Here is a 15589-nt window from a genome sequence, read left to right as displayed (position 1 = left end):
GAAAGGTTACATTTTAAAAATTAAGAATCTTTAATGATTTGCTTTTTCGGATGTAGTTTTGAATAATATTCTTTACATCTCTGTTGTGCTGCATTGGTATCAGAATGTTTTTGAGAATATCAATATTTGTGATTTGATAATTTAAATCGTAATAAACATAACCTTTATAAGTTCCGTTTTCGATTAAAATTGCACTTCTTTCATTTATATTTCGGCCTCTGTCGATTAAGATCATACTTTTATTTTCGAAACTGTTTTCCGAGATAAACTGCTGAACTCTTAAATTGTAAACTTCTGGTGTAACTTCTCCAATGCAAGCGCCATCACATTCTTTGATTTTATATTGAAAACACTCTTTTTTTGTTTGATATAAACCGGTTAGCTTTTGGCACAAATGATATTTTGTTGTAAATCTAAAAAGCGCATTTTTGCCTTCTTGTAAAGAAGCAAAAGATGTAATTTCTTTTTTACGTCCGTCTGCTTTTTCAAGTTTTAAATTGATATATCCGTTTGAATCTTTTTCAGCATATAATGCGAAAGGGAAAACGGTTTTTTTTTGCGAACGATTGTATCTAGGACGATTGATTTTTACTTCTTGGCTTTCTTTTAAAAGCGCAATTAGTTCGCTTCCAGTTTCGTCGTAAGTTATGGTAAAGACTTCTGCCTGAATTCTTTTGCTTTTGGTTGTAATTCCAGTAAAATGCTGATTAACTCTTTTTTTGATATTTTGACTTTTGCCAATATAAATCAAAGTCCCTGCTTCATTGTAAATATAATAAACACCAGTTTTGGTTGGCATTTGGCTTAAAATGTCCAAGAATTTTGGTGAAATTCCTTTTTCGACTTCGAGTTTTATAAAATCTTTTACGATTGTTTTCTCTGTGTCTTTTTCCAAAAGCATTTTAAACAGCTTTGTCGTAGCCATCGCGTCTCCGCTCGCACGATGCCTGTCTGCCATTGGAATTCCGAGTGCGCGCACTAGTTTTCCTAAACTGTATGAAGGTTGTTCTGGAATTAGTTTTTTTGCTAATTCTACTGTACAAAGTGTTTTGGCTTCGAAATCATAACCTAAACGTCGAAATTCTGTTCTAAGGATTCTGTAATCAAAAGAAGCGTTGTGAGCCACAATTACGCAGTCTGAAGTAATTTCGATGATGCGTTTGGCGATTTCGTAAAACTTTGGAGCAGAACGCAACATAGCATTGTTAATTCCGGTCAGTTTTACTACGAAAGGCTGAATCGGAATTTCAGGATTGACAAGGCTGATGAATTGATCAACTACTTCATGCCCATCAAATTTATAGATAGCGATTTCGGTAATTCCCTCTTCATTAAATTGTCCCCCAGTGGTTTCTATGTCAAGTATTGCGTACAAATTCAGTATTCAGTCTCAGTTTTTAGTATTCAGTTTTTTGTAGAGGCACACTGTAGTGCGTCTCAAGATTGAGAATTTTAGCGCCCTCCAAAAATGCTGCTTCCAATGCGAACCATTGTGCTTCCGCATTCGATTGCTAATTGATAATCTCCAGACATTCCCATTGAAATAATGGTCAAATCGTTAATTTCATGAGATTTTTTAATTGAATCAAAAATCGATTTTAAATGGGTAAATTCTTTTTTAATCTGGTTTTGATTTTCTGTGAAAGTTGCCATTCCCATTAAACCCAAGATACGAATATTTTTCAACTCTTTAAACTCTACAGAAGTTAAAAGTTTATTTAGTTCATTTTCGTCCAAACCAAATTTAGATTCTTCTTCTGCAATGTATATTTGAAGAAGACAATCTATAATTCTATTGTTTTTTAAAGCTTGTTTATTTATTTCTTGTAATAATTTCAAACTGTCAACACCATGAATCAAAGTGACATACGGTGCCATAAATTTGACTTTATTTGACTGAACATGACCAATCATATGCCATTGGATATCTTTAGGCATTTCTTCCCATTTTTCAGTCATTTCCTGAATTTTGTTTTCTCCAAAAATGCGCTGGCCTGCTTCGTAAGCCTGCATCAAATCTGAGACAGGCTTTGTTTTTGAAACGGCAACAAGAGTTACATGTTCAGGTAAACTTGCTTTAATTGTATTTAAGTTTGACGCTATTGACATTTTTCTATTTTTTCTTCGATTCTCATTATATCTAACTTTTCGTCAATTATAATTTTTTCGCCCTTATACTTTTTAAATTCATTAAATATTTCAAGTATTTGTTTGTCTGAAAATGTTTGAAATGAATTTATAGTATAACTGTTTTTTCCATTTTTTAATTTTAAGTAAAATGTGGTACTACATAGACCACCTCGAGTTCCCTTGCATTTTGCTTCAATTTTTGTTTCTTTTAATGAAATTGACTTTTTCCATTTAGTATTAAAATCTTCACCTTCTAATATTATTTTGTTTTCATCAATGGTAACTAAATTGATAATACTTTTAAATGAATTTAAAGCTAATATAATGCATAATATTAAAAGAGCTAATTCAAGAAAATATGCGTAATATTTTAGGTTTTTGTCTTCAAAAAATCGAGAAATTACAAATGTATAAATTACAAATACAAATAAGTAAGCAAAAGGTTGTTCGCTAAAAATCCGTGCTCTTAAATTTTTATGTTCTCCCTTAAATGTAATCATATTTTATACGAAAAGTAAACTTACTTTTGAAATGGAAATCCTAGATAAACTGCTTCGAGATTTTCTCTGCTTTTTTGCTTTCGCTGTAATCATAAAAACCTTCGCCAGATTTAACTCCAAGTTTTCCAGCTCTAACCATATTTACTAGAAGTGGGCAAGGAGCATATTTAGGATTTTTGAATCCGTCGTACATTACATTTAAGATTGCTAAACAAACGTCAAGACCAATGAAATCGGCCAATTGTAATGGTCCCATTGGGTGTCCCATTCCTAATTTCATTACGGTATCAATTTCGTAAACTCCAGCAACACCATTATATAAAGTTTCAATTGCTTCGTTTAGCATTGGCATTAAAATTCTGTTTGCTACGAAACCTGGATAATCGTTTACTTCAACAGGAACTTTACCTAATTTCTCAGATAAAGTCATGATGATTTTAGTTACTTCATCGCTTGTATTGTATCCGCGGATGATTTCAACTAATTTCATAATAGGCACTGGATTCATAAAGTGCATTCCAATAACGCGTTCAGGATGTGCTACAACAGCTCCAATTTGTGTAATTGAAATTGAAGAAGTATTGGTTGCTAAAATCGTATTGTGTGAGCAATATTCGTTTAATTGTTTGAAGATGTTTAGTTTTAATTCAACATTTTCAGTTGCAGCTTCAACTACTAAATCTACGCCAACAACACCATCTTTAATATCTGTATAAGTAATAATATTCGTGATTGTTTTGGCAACATCTTCCTGAGTAATAGTTCCTTTAGACAGCATACGATCTAAGTTTGCCGCAATAGTTGCCATTCCTTTATCTAATGATTTTTCAGAAACATCGATTAATTTTACAGTAAATCCGCTTTGTGCAAAAGTATGCGCAATTCCGTTCCCCATTGTTCCTGCACCAATTACAGCTATTGTTTTCATATTACTTTTAATATATTATATTTTACAATTTAGCCACGAATTCACAATTTTATCGCGAATTTCGTGGCTAATTTTATTTTTAAAATTCTTTAAATTATTTATCGAAACAATCAATAATTTGATAAGCCACACGCAAAGCATCTGTAGCTTGCTCAAGTGTTACAACTGGCGTAGTATCTGTATTAATTGCATTTGCAAAAGATTCTAATTCGTCCAAAATAGCATTATTTTGCTCAACATCTGGATTAGTGAAATAGATTTGTTTTTTTACACCTTCAGCATTTTGAAGAATCATATCAAAATCTCCAGGAACTTCTGGCGCATCTTTCATACGCACTACTTCGCATTTCTTTTCTAAAAAGTCAACAGAAATGTAAGCGTCTTTTTGAAAGAAACGTGATTTACGCATATTTTTTAACGAAATTCTGCTTGCCGTTAAATTGGCAACACAGCCATTTTCGAATTCGATTCTAGCATTGGCGATATCTGGCGTGTCGCTAATTACAGATACACCGCTGGCGTGAATATCTTTTACTTTTGAATTTACAACGCTTAAAATAGCATCAATATCATGAATCATTAAATCTAAAACCACAGGAACGTCTGTACCACGCGGATTAAATTCGGCCAAACGATGCGTTTCTATAAACATCGGGTTTTCGATCATGTTTTTTGTAGCAATAAAAGCGGGATTAAAACGCTCTACGTGACCAACTTGTCCTTTAACATTGTATTCTTTTGCTAAAGCAATAATTTCTTCAGCTTCTTCTACAGTATTGGCAATTGGTTTTTCAATAAAGATATGTTTTCCAGATTTGATCGCAACCTTTGCACATTTGTAGTGCGAAAGTGTTGGAGTTACAATATCAATCACGTCGACAGCGTGAATAAGTTTTGCAATTGTGCTGAAGTTTTTATAGCCAAACTCTTTTGAGATTCTTTCGGCATTTTCTTGATTTTCGTCGTAAAATCCAACTAATTCGTATTTGTCAGATTGTTGTAATAAGCGTAAATGTATTTTACCAAGATGACCAGCACCTAAAACTCCTACTTTTAACATGAGAATGTATTTTAAACAAAAATATAATTTATTTGTTGAACGTGAAAATGAATGCTACAAAGATTTCGTGATTTGATAATTTAAATCAATCTTACTTGTGTTTTTATTAATTAATAAAAATCTCTCTTAAACATAGTGAAGTATACAACTAAAAGTATTCCGAATGAGATTATTAAAAATTGTGTATATCGATCTTCAATTTTGCGATCTGTTTTTTTATTGACAACATAAGTGTCTGAATAATCATCGTGTAAATTTTTTCCAAGCAAAAATGAGAAACTTTCAAACGGAATAAATCGAAGTAATGTTCGTTTCAAAATCATTTGAAAATTTGGTGAATTTCCTTCTTCGTCTGTTATATAACATGATGTTATAAATTTTGCCGGTGTGGTTTTAAAAATAGATTCAAATAATAGATAATATATAAATTTAACGGTCCAAAAGAATACTATTCCAGCATATTGTTCACCAAAAGCACTTTTGAAATAGCCGAAAAAAGTCATTATGTCGTTACGTCGATCTGCGTATTCAATATATCCAAATACAATTGCAAGTATAATGAAAGAATCGATGAATAAGTTTAAAAAGCGTTTTGTGTTTGATGCGTTTTCAAGTACATTTTCAGTTGTTTGAATATTATCTTCAATTCCTTTAGGGTTTAGCTCTTTGGTTAGGAACTGATAGGAGATGAAAATGTAAAATAGCGTCATTGTTATATAAGAAACACTGTAAATATTTAGTTTTTCCAAATTAAAAAAAATAATAAAAGAGATTATCTTTGTTATAGAATCTAAAAAAACTAGACAATAATTGAAAGCTAACAGTTTGGTTTCTTTGTATTTTGAAAAATAATAAATTAAAGTGCCTAAAAGGAAAGTTAAAATAAAAAAGAAATTTACAAGTCCCAGTGAAATAGTGCCGCCTGAAGCGCCATGAATTACGTGTCTAGGGATATAAATATCCATTCCTGCGAAGCCATATGGCTGAATATCTAGTAGTATAAAATTTAAAAATGCCGTAACATCTTCAAAATCATAAAAGACAAAAAAAAAGGATTTTAAAATCCCCATTAGTGAAAAAAGTAGAGATAAGGCAAGTATAGTTTTTTTCATAAAATATTAGAATTCATTTAGGTTAGTGCATAAATCAAAAATAGAAATTAAATCATAAAAAAGTAGTTGACTTTTGATAATTTGTTTTCTTATTTTTGCCAAAATAAAACCTACCCATTTTGAAAGATACAGCTAAACATCAAGGACTTCGTAATCAATTAGTAACAACTTTAGAGCAAAAAGGAATTACTGATAGAGCGGTTTTGGATGCGATAAAAAAAATCCCGAGACACCTTTTTTTGAATTCAAGTTTTGAAGATTTTGCCTATCAAGATAAAGCATTTCCTATTGGTGCGGGACAGACCATTTCTCAGCCATATACAGTGGCTTTTCAGTCGCAATTACTTGAAATTAAGAAAGATCACAAAGTTTTAGAAATCGGGACAGGTTCTGGTTATCAGACTGCTGTTTTGTTTATGCTAGGCGCTAAAGTATTTACGGTCGAAAGACAAAGTGAATTATTTAAAACAACATCGAATTTGTTTCCAAAATTAAACATTCGTCCAAAGCATGTTTCTTTTGGAGATGGTTACAAAGGATTGCCAAATTTTGCTCCGTTTGATAGTATTATAGTTACGGCGGGCGCACCATTTATTCCGCAGCCGTTAATGGCTCAATTAAAAATAGGAGGAAGACTTGTTATTCCGCTTGGAGAAGATGTTCAGATTATGACTTTATTAATCAGAAAAAATGAAACTCAATTCGAAAAACATGAGTTTGGAGAATTTAGATTTGTTCCTTTATTAGAAGATAAAAATTAATGAGAAAGCCCGTTTTAAGCGGGCTTTTTTATTGCGTAAGAATTGAAATGTATCTTTCTAGACTTTCTTTTTCTTTTTGAGCTATAAACAGAAAAAAATCTTCTTTGTCTTTTTTGGTTTGAGCGATTTCTAAAGACTGATAATATTGCATTCGAGTTTCATAATCACCTTTAATGTTAGCAATAGGATACCCTTTTTGCATTAGAATTAAATTCATTATTAATCTCGAAGTTCTGCCATTTCCATCTATAAAAGGATGAATTGTAACTAAACGTTCATGCATTTCGGCTGCAAGGATAATAGGATGCAATTTATTTTTATTGATTTCGTACCAAATAAAGTATTCCTCCATTTCTTGTGGAACCATTAAAGCTTGGGGAGGCATATGCGTACTTCCTTGTATCATGACCTGAACTTTTCTGTAACGTCCAGCATCTTCTGGAATAATTCCTCGAAGTATTAAATTATGAATAGACAAAAGATCACGTTCATTTAATGAATTGCTTTTACTCATTAATTCTTTTATAAAACCAATAGCTTCTTGATGGTTAATGGCTTCCAAATGTTCCCTCATACTTTTTCCAGAAATTGTCAAACCTTCATTGATAACCATATCTGTTTCACGAAGTGTCATGGTGTTTCCTTCAATTCTATTACTTTCAAAAGTGTATTCTAATTCGAGAGCTTGTTTAATTTTAAAACTGTCGTACTGACGGTAAGAATCTAATTTTTCCTTTAAAGTATCAATTTCTTTTAGAATTTTTTCTAATGAAGTAGATAATTTAAGATTCGAAACCGTTTTATTGTACTTAATTTCGTCTTCGGCAACTTTTAATGCTTTTAGAGCAAGATCATCATCACCAATTTCATAAAGAATCTTTTCCTTAAGCCAAGAAATCATTAAAGTCTCATAATCAATTTCTAGTAGTTGAGAAAGTTTGATTATCTGATCTTTGGTGGGTTTTCGAGTGCCAGATTCAAATTTACTAATCAAAGCTTGATCAATACCCGCAAGCTGAGCTAACTCACGAGTTTTTAATCCTTTTTGTTCTCTAGCATTTTTTAAAAGCGATTTCATTTTATGAAAAATTTAGTCTTGACAAAAATAGTCAATTTTTTAAATAAAAGAAAAGCAGCATTTAAGAATACTGCTTTTTTGATATTTTAGTTTGGCGGAAGCGAACCGTCTTTTCTCATTTCTTTTACAACCGCCTGCATAATTGCATCAACAGTTTGGCCTAAATCGGTAACATATTGAGATTCTGTTGTTCCTGTCCAAATTAATTTGTTTTGTTTTAAAGAAAATACATTGGTCTCTACCATATAAGATGTAGTTTCTTGGTAATATCCTGGATCATAGAAGGCAGGAGAGTACATTCCGTACCAGTTTCCAAATCCATATCCGTACATTCCTGTATACATTCCGTCAAATCCGCCGTAATACATTCCTGTGTAAGTGCCCGGAACGTAATTAACTTCTTTTTCTTTGCTGACTAAACGCATACTGACAACGCCGTCAAAGTTCTCGTCTTGTAAAATTTTTAGTTTTTGTTCTTGCGTTAATTGTGAAGTTGCATTAAGATATTGATAAGAAGTTTTGAATACTGGATTACTCGCAGCAATTCTGTTCTCGGTAATTCTTCTCGAGGCTTCATCTTTGACTAAAGCAACAACCAAAACTTTTTTAAAATGTTCCTGAGTAATAGTAACGTCAGGATCTCTCCAGCTGTTTACAATAGAAGTATTACTGCCACAGCTTGATAACGCTGCAATAGCGAAAAACAAAACGAAGTACTTTTTCATATTTTACAGTTAAATTGGTTATAGGTAAAAATAACTATAAAATATTAATAAATAGAAGTTTAGGTAAAAATTAAAAAAGCTTTTTTAATTAAAAGCTTTTTTAATACGGTCTAAATCTCGTTTAGTATCTTGTTCTTTTAGAGATTCACGCTTATCGTAGTTTTTCTTTCCTTTACAAAGGCCAATCTGTAATTTGGCTAATCCTTTCTCATTTGTAAATAATTTTAAAGGAATAATAGTAAGTCCTTTAGCTTGAACACTTTTATGAAGTGTTTTTAATTCTTTCTTATTAAGAAGAAGTTTTCGTTCGCTTCTAGATTTATGATTGAACTGATTTCCAAAGGAATACTCTTCAATGTAAGTGTTAATGGCAAAAAGTTCCATGCCACTAAATTCACAAAAGCTTTCTGTGATATTTGCTTTTCCTAAACGTATAGATTTTATTTCGGTACCTGCTAAAACAATTCCAGCAGTATATGTATCGATTATTTCGTAATCGAATCGCGCTCTTTTGTTAAGTATATTGACTGATTTTATCATAGCTGCAAATGTAAGACAAAATTGAAAAATTTTATGATGGCTAAGATAATTAAAGTTTTTTTTTAATCTATGATTTTAATCAGCTCCAGCAGAAAAGCTTACTTCTAAGTTTGTCATGTAATTAAAAAACAAAATTAAAATGAAAAAGATTGTAACATTAGTGAGTATGGTATTAATCGGTTTAACTGCTAAAGCTCAAGATTCAACTCAAGGACTAAAAGGAGCTTGGTTTGTAACATCGCAATTTGGATATCAACAGACTAAAACAGCAGATGCTAAAAACACCACTTTATCAGTATTGCCAATTGTTGGAACGTTTGTTACGCCTTCAGTTGCAGTAGGTGCAGCAGTTGGGTATATTAATATTAAAGCTGATTCTGATGCAGGAACAGCGGCTAAAACAGATTTAATTGTTGCTCAGCCTTTAGTGAGAAAATATTGGAACATTGCAAGTTCACTTTATTTCTTTGGACAGGTAGCTGTGCCAATTATTACAGGTAAGGAGAAAGAAAGTGAATTAAAAGTAAACCAAGTTGGGGTGTCTTTATCTGGTGGTTTGGATTATTTTGTAACAAAAAATTTCTCTGTAGAGTTCTCTTATGATTTAGCAAACTTTACATCAACAACTATTGATCCTAAAACTGGAGACAAAACTACAGTTACCAATTTTGGTTTAGCACACGTTGCAAATGTAGATCCGTTTTATAATACAGCTTTAGCGGGAAGCAACCCAAATTTGACTTCGCCTATTTCTGTTGGATTTAAATTCGTATTCTAATTTATTCTTTATTTGATTATCGTAAAATTCAATTTAGTAATTTTACAAAAGAAAAGACCGTACTTTTCATAGTACGGTCTTTTTGATTTATTATTTAAAAAGTATAAAATGCAAAACCAATCTAAAGATCCTCTTCACGGAATTACGCTTCAAAAAATTGTCGAAACTTTAGTCGATTATTATGGTTTTGATACTTTAGGAGAATTAATTCCAATTAAATGTTTTAATTCAAACCCGAGTGTGAAATCAAGTCTTACTTTTTTAAGAAAAACAGATTGGGCTCGTAAAAAAGTAGAAGAACTTTACATTAAAACACTTCCTAAGCTTAGCTGATCTTATAATTTATAAGATATCATAACACCTCCACGATAAGGAAGCCATTCGCCACTTTTGTTCCAGTGAACTGCTTTTTCATATCGGCCTGGAGTTCCGTCATTATAATATCCATGATAAAACCCTTGATGCCATCCGCCACCTACAAAAAAGTCAAGTAAAAATTTATCGTTTAATTTTAAGTTGTAACCAACAGTAGCTCCAATTCTGTAACCGAAACCATCTTCATAGTGATTGCTGTCCCAATAATTCCATTTTTGTAATTCGTACTTATCTGCACCTATATGTGCTCCAGCATAAAAACCATTATATTTTTCTTTAAAATGGTAACGAACTTCTGGAGTTACAGTGACAAATTTCATAGGATTATGGCCATTGAAAGATTCCCAGAAAGAAGCCATCACATCGGCGCTAAAGGTAGTTTTTTCTCCAATGCTTGTTTCAATTCCAATATTTGGAACTAATAATAAGGCTGTAGCACCATTAAATTTTACAAAAGTCTGACTGTGTAATTGTATACAGAATAGAAGAACAATTAAGGCGGGTATTTTTTTCATAAAAATGTTTTGGATTCAAAACGGCTTTTTAGCTGATTTTGAGCGCAAATATAACGCATAATGCTTTATATCTATTGTCTGTAAGACTATTTAACAAGAATAAAATCTTACTTTTCTAATAATGAATAAATTACCTTGTCAAGGAATTTTCCTTCCCAAAATTCGGCTTCTCTTAAATGAGCTTCTTTTACAAATCCGCATTTTTGTAATACTTTTTCTGAGGCATAATTTTTTGGATCAATTACAGCCTCGATCGAATGCAGTTTTAGATCTCCAAAGCCATATTTGATAAGTTCGTTTACAGCTTCTGGAATAATTCCTTTTCCATGAAAATCAGGAGAAAGCATATAGCCTATTTCAGCACGATAGTTTTCAGGCTGCATTCTGTAAAAACCCATAATTCCTAGTAATTTAGGATTGCCTTTAAGTCTAATTCCCCAATTTATACCAGTATTGTTTTCAATTTTTTCATTAATCATATTAATATGTTCCAAAGCATCTTCGTAATTTTTTACTAAAGGCCTCGGAATATATTTCATCGTTTCAGGATTAGAACGAAGTTCAAAAACTTCTTTTACATCTTTTTCTGAAATTCTGTCTAAAATTAAGCGCTCTGTTTCTATTATAGGAAACGGAGAAAAATTGAAATCTAACATTATGTCTTAAATTTATAATATAGTAATACTAAATTTTGCTTGAAAGTCTTTATTTTCTTCTAAAGTTAAAATTCCTTCTTTTTCATATAAATCACCTGAATTCTCATCAGTATCAGAATAACCTAACCAAGGTTCAATACAAACAAACGGTGCATTTTCTTTTGTCCAGATTCCTAAACTTGGAAAATCTTTATAATCAACTTTTACATATGGTTTTAAATCTTTAAGAATTGTCAAAGATTTTGATTCTAAAGTTTTAAAAATCAAAGCATCATTTTTAAATAACTCATAATTTAAAGGAACTAAATTATCTTTTTTCTCTAAGATTTTAGTCTTAGACGAAATCAAATCATTCTCAAGAAGATAGTACTTTAATTTTTCTTCTTTTTCGAATTCAAAAGCATAATCTTCAAAATTGCCTGGAACCGCAATTGCTGGATGCGCACCAATTGAAAAAGGCATTTTCTCTTTTCCTTTATTGATTACTTTATATTCTAAATCTAAGGAACTTTCATTAAGAGTATAAATAAGCTGTAATTCAAAATCAAAAGGATATTTCTGCAATGTTTCTTCAGAAGATTTAAGAGAGAAAATCGCTTTGTTTTCTGTTTTTTCAATCAAAGCAAATTCCATATCACGAGCAAAACCGTGGCGTGGCAAATGATATTCTTTTCCGTTAATTCTATAAGTATTGTTTTTCAAAGTTCCTACAATTGGAAAAAGAACAGGGGAGTGCTTGCCCCAGAAATCAGGATTTCCTTCCCAGATATATTCGTTGTTTTGATTGTCTTTTATAGAAAATAATTCTGCTCCAGCATGTTTTATGGAAGCTTTTAGTGTTGAATTTGAGATTGTTGTCGTCACAGTTGTTAAATGTAAAGTGGATGTCTTTTATAGAGATGTAAATATATTTTATAAAATTTAGTTTTTTAAGAAAAAGACTTAAATTATTTTATTGATAAAATTTTGCTAAAATTGAATTTATGTTTTGAAATTTCTCTGCGAATAGCTTTTTTTTTCATTAATTTGCTACATAAACAGCTAAAAAATATGAAAAAGCAATCTGCAAAAGCCTTTTTAACCGCGGCTTTATTTTTTGGGATTTCTTCTGTTTGGGCGCAGCAAACTCCGTCAGCAACAGCAACTAATCCAGTAAATAATTACAATTACCATGATGCCTTTGGTCCTCATTTTTACACAAAAAACGGAACTTCAACTCGTACTGCAAGTGGTCAGCCAGGAGTAGAATACTGGCAGAACAGAGCCGATTATCAAATTACGGCAAAATTGAATGGAACTACAAATGAAATTGTTGGTACAGACGAAATTACCTATACTAATAATAGTCCAGATAAATTATCATTCCTTTGGCTGAATTTAGATCAGAATTTATTTAAAGAAGATTCTAGAGGAAATGCTGTTGTGCCTTTAACAGGAAGCCGTAATGGAGCTCAAGGACAGGTTTTTGATGGAGGAAATAAGATTAAATCTGTAAAAGTTATTTCTGGTAAAACAGAAGTTAATGCAAAATATATTGTAACAGATACAAGAATGCAGATTTTCCTTCCTCAGGAATTGGCTGCAAAAGGAGGTTCTGTAAAAGTAAAAATTGAATTCTCATTTATTGCGCCATTTGAAGGATCTGATAGAATGGGAGTTCTGGAAACTAAAAATGGAAAAATCTTTACAATTGCACAATGGTATCCACGTATGTGCGTGTATGATGATGTACGTGGCTGGAATACACCTCCTTATTTAGGTGCTTCTGAGTTTTATTTAGAATATGGAGATTTTGATGTAAAACTTACAGTGCCAGGAAATCACTATGTTGTAGCTTCTGGAGAATTATTAAATGGGCAAGAAGTATTTTCTGCTGAACAATTAAAAAGATATAAAGAAGCATCTAACAGTGATAAAACAGTTATGATTCGTACAGCTTCTGAAGTTGCAGCAACAGCAAGTGCTAATGCAGGAACTGAGAAAACATGGCATTATAAAATCAAAAATGCACGTGATTTCTCTTGGGCATCGTCTCCAGCTTTTATCTTAGATGGAGCAAAAATTAACCTTCCAAGCGGTAAAAAATCTTTAGCATTATCTGCTTATCCCGTTGAAAGTGATGGTCGTGATGGTTACGGACGTTCAACAGAATATGTGAAAGCATCAATTGAGCATTATTCTAAACAATGGTTTGAATATCCTTATCCAGCAGCTACAAACGTTGCAGGAAATGAAGGAGGTATGGAATATCCTGGAATTGTTTTCTGCGGATGGGAATCTAAAGGACAAGATTTATGGGGCGTTACAGATCACGAATTCGGGCACATTTGGTTCCCTATGATTGTTGGTTCTAACGAAAGATTATTTGGCTGGATGGATGAAGGTTTTAATACTTTTATCAACTCATTGAGCACAGCTGCATTCAATAATGGAGAGTATAAAGAAGGCCCAGCAGATTTACATCATCAGGCAGAAGCATTTACAAGGCCTGACTTAGAAACTATTATGAGCTCACCTGATAATATGAAAGAAGCCAATATTGGTATGTTGTGTTATTTTAAACCAAGTGCAGGTTTAGTAATCTTAAGAGAACAAATTTTAGGAAAAGAGCGTTTTGATACTGCTTTTAGAACTTACATTGAGCGTTGGGCTTACAAACATCCACAGCCAGACGATTTTTTCAGAACTATTGAAAACGTTGCGGGAGAGGATTTAAGCTGGTTCTGGAGAAGCTGGTACGTAAACAACTGGCGTTTTGATCAAGGAATTAATTCAATTAAATATGTAAAAAATGATCCTGCAAAAGGAGTGGTGATCACAGTTGAAAATTTTGATAAAATGCCAATGCCAATCATTTTAGATGTTAAAACAAAAAGCGGAAAAGTATCAAGAGTTAATTTACCTGTAGAAATCTGGCAAAGAAACAATTCTTGGTCTTTCAAACACAATTCTACTGAAGAAATTGAAAGCATTACTTTAGATCCAGATCACGCTTTTCCTGACAATAATGAGTCAAATAATGTTTGGACAGCGGGAAAAGGAAAGGTTGAAAAAGATCTTGTTTTAGATCCGTATTTAGGTAGTTATATTAATGCAAGATCTCCTTTAACGGTTGAATTGACAGAAAAAAATAGCACTTTATATGCAGAACTTCCAAATTATCCAAAATTTACTTTAAGTCCTGTTGCAAACGAAAAAGATACATTCGAATCGGCTAGAGCTGGATTAAAATTTAAGTTTAATGAAGCAAAAACTGGTTTCGATATGATACTTATAGATAATGGACAAGTAATTCCATTTACAAAAAAGTAAAACTTTAAAAGTATAATGTGTTTAGAACCCGATAATTAGAAATAATTATCGGGTTTTGTTTTTCTATATATTCACAAAACGTAAAAAAAATGTTAGAATTTTAATTTTTTGTTTTGTAAATAAAAAAATAATGTACTTTTGCACCGATGAATAAAATAAGTTTACATATAACTTCTTTGTCACGGACAAACTCACCGATTACTTCTCCCGAAGTACGGACACTATCTCTATAGTGTTCACTGAGTTTTATAGCCGTATATTTATTCATATCCATTTTTCATTTTGAAATCACATAATTTGTCCATTGGACAAACGCATCCTAAAAGTATTTATTATTTTGTGAATTTTCTTAATCAATGTTTTGATTTTGAGAATGTTACTTCTTTTATGCTTAATTTTATTGGATTCAATTCTGGATTTCAAGCGAATCAATATGCTTTAATTTTTAACTCTAACTTCAATAATTGAAATGAAGATCTCTATTGTTGTAACTCAAGAAGAACATTTTAAGTATGCGCAGGAAATTTGCGATACTATAGAATCATCTGCCTTATTAAGAGGTACGGGGATTGCTAAAAGAACTCCTGAGTACATTCAGAAAAAAATGGCAAATGGTGATGCAATGATTGCTTTGGCAGACGGAAAATTTGCAGGTTTTTGCTATATAGAAAGCTGGCAGCACGGAAAATTTGTTGCTCATTCTGGATTAATTGTACATCCTGATTATAGAAGTCATGGTTTGGCAAAAAAAATAAAATCAAAAGTCTTTGATTATTCTTTGAAAAGATTTCCAGATGCTAAAATATTCGGAATTACAACTGGTTTGGCTGTTATGAAAATTAACTCTGAACTAGGCTATAAACCAGTTCCATTCTCAGAATTAACAACCGATCCTAGCTTCTGGGCTGGCTGTAAAACTTGTACTAACTTCCCGATTTTACAAAGCAAAGAAAACAAAATGTGCCTTTGTACAGGAATGTTGTACGATCCAAAAGAAAAACAAAAAACACCACCAAGACATCCTTTTAACGAGGCTGTTTTAAACAGACTTAAAAAAATTAAACAAGCTTTATTCTTAAACAAAATATTGTCGTTTATTTTTTTATTCAAAATTTAATC

At 31.8% G+C, this 15589-nt stretch carries 18 protein-coding genes; 5 read left to right on the top strand and 13 right to left on the bottom strand.

Annotated elements, in window-relative coordinates:
- Positions 1-13 precede the first annotated feature (13 nt).
- The 6 genes from OD917_RS10770 to OD917_RS10745 form a co-directional block, all read right to left on the bottom strand.
- Positions 14-1375: an exonuclease domain-containing protein gene (locus OD917_RS10770; protein WP_263523529.1), complete on the bottom strand. Its 1362-nt coding sequence runs from the start codon at positions 1373-1375 to the stop codon at positions 14-16.
- Positions 1376-1452: 77 nt separating this feature from the next.
- Positions 1453-2109: a YggS family pyridoxal phosphate-dependent enzyme gene (locus OD917_RS10765; protein WP_263523528.1), complete on the bottom strand. Its 657-nt coding sequence runs from the start codon at positions 2107-2109 to the stop codon at positions 1453-1455.
- Complete coding sequence (locus OD917_RS10760; protein ID WP_263523527.1) at positions 2100-2630, bottom strand: hypothetical protein; 531 nt, start codon at positions 2628-2630, stop codon at positions 2100-2102. Before OD917_RS10760 ends, OD917_RS10765 begins: the two co-directional genes overlap by 10 nt.
- A gap of 40 nt (positions 2631-2670) precedes the next feature.
- A complete protein-coding gene (locus OD917_RS10755) occupies positions 2671-3558 on the bottom strand; it encodes a 3-hydroxyacyl-CoA dehydrogenase family protein (protein ID WP_263523526.1) in 888 nt (295 codons plus the stop codon).
- Positions 3559-3652: 94 nt separating this feature from the next.
- On the bottom strand, positions 3653-4618 hold the full coding sequence (locus tag OD917_RS10750; RefSeq protein WP_095927680.1) for a Gfo/Idh/MocA family protein: 966 nt from the start codon (positions 4616-4618) through the stop codon (positions 3653-3655).
- A 110-nt stretch (positions 4619-4728) separates the two neighbouring features.
- Positions 4729-5730: an RDD family protein gene (locus OD917_RS10745; RefSeq protein WP_263523525.1), complete on the bottom strand. Its 1002-nt coding sequence runs from the start codon at positions 5728-5730 to the stop codon at positions 4729-4731.
- 119 nt (positions 5731-5849) lie between these two features.
- Here OD917_RS10745 and OD917_RS10740 point away from each other — a divergent pair, with 119 nt between their 5' ends.
- A complete protein-coding gene (locus OD917_RS10740) occupies positions 5850-6491 on the top strand; it encodes a protein-L-isoaspartate(D-aspartate) O-methyltransferase (protein WP_111290244.1) in 642 nt (213 codons plus the stop codon).
- 28 nt (positions 6492-6519) lie between these two features.
- Here the strand turns inward: OD917_RS10740 and OD917_RS10735 are convergent, their stop codons facing one another.
- The 3 genes from OD917_RS10735 to smpB form a co-directional block, all read right to left on the bottom strand.
- Positions 6520-7569 carry a Fic family protein gene (locus tag OD917_RS10735; RefSeq protein ID WP_263523524.1) on the bottom strand — a complete coding sequence of 350 codons (1050 nt, stop codon included), beginning with the start codon at positions 7567-7569 and terminating at the stop codon, positions 6520-6522.
- 86 nt (positions 7570-7655) lie between these two features.
- A complete protein-coding gene (locus OD917_RS10730) occupies positions 7656-8294 on the bottom strand; it encodes a hypothetical protein (RefSeq protein WP_111290248.1) in 639 nt (212 codons plus the stop codon).
- Positions 8295-8378: 84 nt separating this feature from the next.
- Complete coding sequence (gene smpB / locus OD917_RS10725; protein WP_111290250.1) at positions 8379-8834, bottom strand: SsrA-binding protein SmpB; 456 nt, start codon at positions 8832-8834, stop codon at positions 8379-8381.
- Positions 8835-8973: 139 nt separating this feature from the next.
- On the opposite strand from smpB, the gene OD917_RS10720 reads away from it, so the two are divergent.
- Positions 8974-9612: a porin family protein gene (locus OD917_RS10720; protein ID WP_263523523.1), complete on the top strand. Its 639-nt coding sequence runs from the start codon at positions 8974-8976 to the stop codon at positions 9610-9612.
- A gap of 108 nt (positions 9613-9720) precedes the next feature.
- Positions 9721-9945: a VF530 family DNA-binding protein gene (locus tag OD917_RS10715; RefSeq protein ID WP_111369699.1), complete on the top strand. Its 225-nt coding sequence runs from the start codon at positions 9721-9723 to the stop codon at positions 9943-9945.
- Positions 9946-9947: 2 nt separating this feature from the next.
- Here OD917_RS10715 and OD917_RS10710 read toward each other — a convergent pair whose 3' ends face one another.
- The 3 genes from OD917_RS10710 to OD917_RS10700 all read right to left on the bottom strand — a co-directional run bounded on the left by OD917_RS10710 (position 9948) and on the right by OD917_RS10700 (position 12022).
- Positions 9948-10502: a DUF3575 domain-containing protein gene (locus tag OD917_RS10710; RefSeq protein ID WP_263523522.1), complete on the bottom strand. Its 555-nt coding sequence runs from the start codon at positions 10500-10502 to the stop codon at positions 9948-9950.
- 107 nt (positions 10503-10609) lie between these two features.
- Entirely contained in the window at positions 10610-11158 is a 549-nt protein-coding gene (locus OD917_RS10705; protein ID WP_263523521.1) for a GNAT family N-acetyltransferase, read from the bottom strand.
- Between the two features lie 12 nt (positions 11159-11170).
- Positions 11171-12022: an aldose 1-epimerase family protein gene (locus OD917_RS10700; protein ID WP_263523520.1), complete on the bottom strand. Its 852-nt coding sequence runs from the start codon at positions 12020-12022 to the stop codon at positions 11171-11173.
- A 186-nt stretch (positions 12023-12208) separates the two neighbouring features.
- On the opposite strand from OD917_RS10700, the gene OD917_RS10695 reads away from it, so the two are divergent.
- Positions 12209-14470: a M1 family metallopeptidase gene (locus OD917_RS10695; protein WP_263523519.1), complete on the top strand. Its 2262-nt coding sequence runs from the start codon at positions 12209-12211 to the stop codon at positions 14468-14470.
- A 100-nt stretch (positions 14471-14570) separates the two neighbouring features.
- On the opposite strand, the gene OD917_RS10690 is transcribed toward OD917_RS10695, so the two are convergent.
- Positions 14571-14738, bottom strand: coding sequence for a hypothetical protein (locus tag OD917_RS10690; RefSeq protein ID WP_162615021.1), 168 nt, complete (start codon positions 14736-14738; stop codon positions 14571-14573).
- Between the two features lie 201 nt (positions 14739-14939).
- Between OD917_RS10690 and OD917_RS10685 the strand changes: the two genes are divergently transcribed.
- A complete protein-coding gene (locus OD917_RS10685; protein WP_263523518.1) occupies positions 14940-15587 on the top strand; it encodes a GNAT family N-acetyltransferase in 648 nt (215 codons plus the stop codon).
- Positions 15588-15589: the final 2 nt, after the last annotated feature.

Origin of the sequence: Flavobacterium sp. SH_e (genome assembly GCF_025717045.1) — a bacterium.
In the GTDB taxonomy this organism is placed as follows: Bacteria; Bacteroidota; Bacteroidia; order Flavobacteriales; family Flavobacteriaceae; genus Flavobacterium.
Note: the sequence above shows the minus strand (reverse complement) of the source record. Positions and strands in the feature narration are given on the sequence as shown.

Bases quoted from the DNA above. Each gene is read 5' to 3' on its own strand.
- OD917_RS10765 (WP_263523528.1), bottom strand. From the start codon at position 2,109: ATGTCAATAGCGTCAAACTTAAATACAATTAAAGCAAGTTTACCTGAA.
- OD917_RS10760 (WP_263523527.1), bottom strand. From the start codon at position 2,630: ATGATTACATTTAAGGGAGAACATAAAAATTTAAGAGCACGGATTTTT.
- OD917_RS10755 (WP_263523526.1), bottom strand. From the start codon at position 3,558: ATGAAAACAATAGCTGTAATTGGTGCAGGAACAATGGGGAACGGAATT.
- OD917_RS10750 (WP_095927680.1), bottom strand. From the start codon at position 4,618: ATGTTAAAAGTAGGAGTTTTAGGTGCTGGTCATCTTGGTAAAATACAT.
- OD917_RS10745 (WP_263523525.1), bottom strand. From the start codon at position 5,730: ATGAAAAAAACTATACTTGCCTTATCTCTACTTTTTTCACTAATGGGG.
- OD917_RS10735 (WP_263523524.1), bottom strand. From the start codon at position 7,569: ATGAAATCGCTTTTAAAAAATGCTAGAGAACAAAAAGGATTAAAAACT.
- OD917_RS10730 (WP_111290248.1), bottom strand. From the start codon at position 8,294: ATGAAAAAGTACTTCGTTTTGTTTTTCGCTATTGCAGCGTTATCAAGC.
- smpB (WP_111290250.1), bottom strand. From the start codon at position 8,834: ATGATAAAATCAGTCAATATACTTAACAAAAGAGCGCGATTCGATTAC.
- OD917_RS10720 (WP_263523523.1), top strand. From the start codon at position 8,974: ATGAAAAAGATTGTAACATTAGTGAGTATGGTATTAATCGGTTTAACT.
- OD917_RS10715 (WP_111369699.1), top strand. From the start codon at position 9,721: ATGCAAAACCAATCTAAAGATCCTCTTCACGGAATTACGCTTCAAAAA.
- OD917_RS10710 (WP_263523522.1), bottom strand. From the start codon at position 10,502: ATGAAAAAAATACCCGCCTTAATTGTTCTTCTATTCTGTATACAATTA.
- OD917_RS10705 (WP_263523521.1), bottom strand. From the start codon at position 11,158: ATGTTAGATTTCAATTTTTCTCCGTTTCCTATAATAGAAACAGAGCGC.
- OD917_RS10695 (WP_263523519.1), top strand. From the start codon at position 12,209: ATGAAAAAGCAATCTGCAAAAGCCTTTTTAACCGCGGCTTTATTTTTT.
- OD917_RS10690 (WP_162615021.1), bottom strand. From the start codon at position 14,738: ATGAATAAATATACGGCTATAAAACTCAGTGAACACTATAGAGATAGT.
- OD917_RS10685 (WP_263523518.1), top strand. From the start codon at position 14,940: ATGAAGATCTCTATTGTTGTAACTCAAGAAGAACATTTTAAGTATGCG.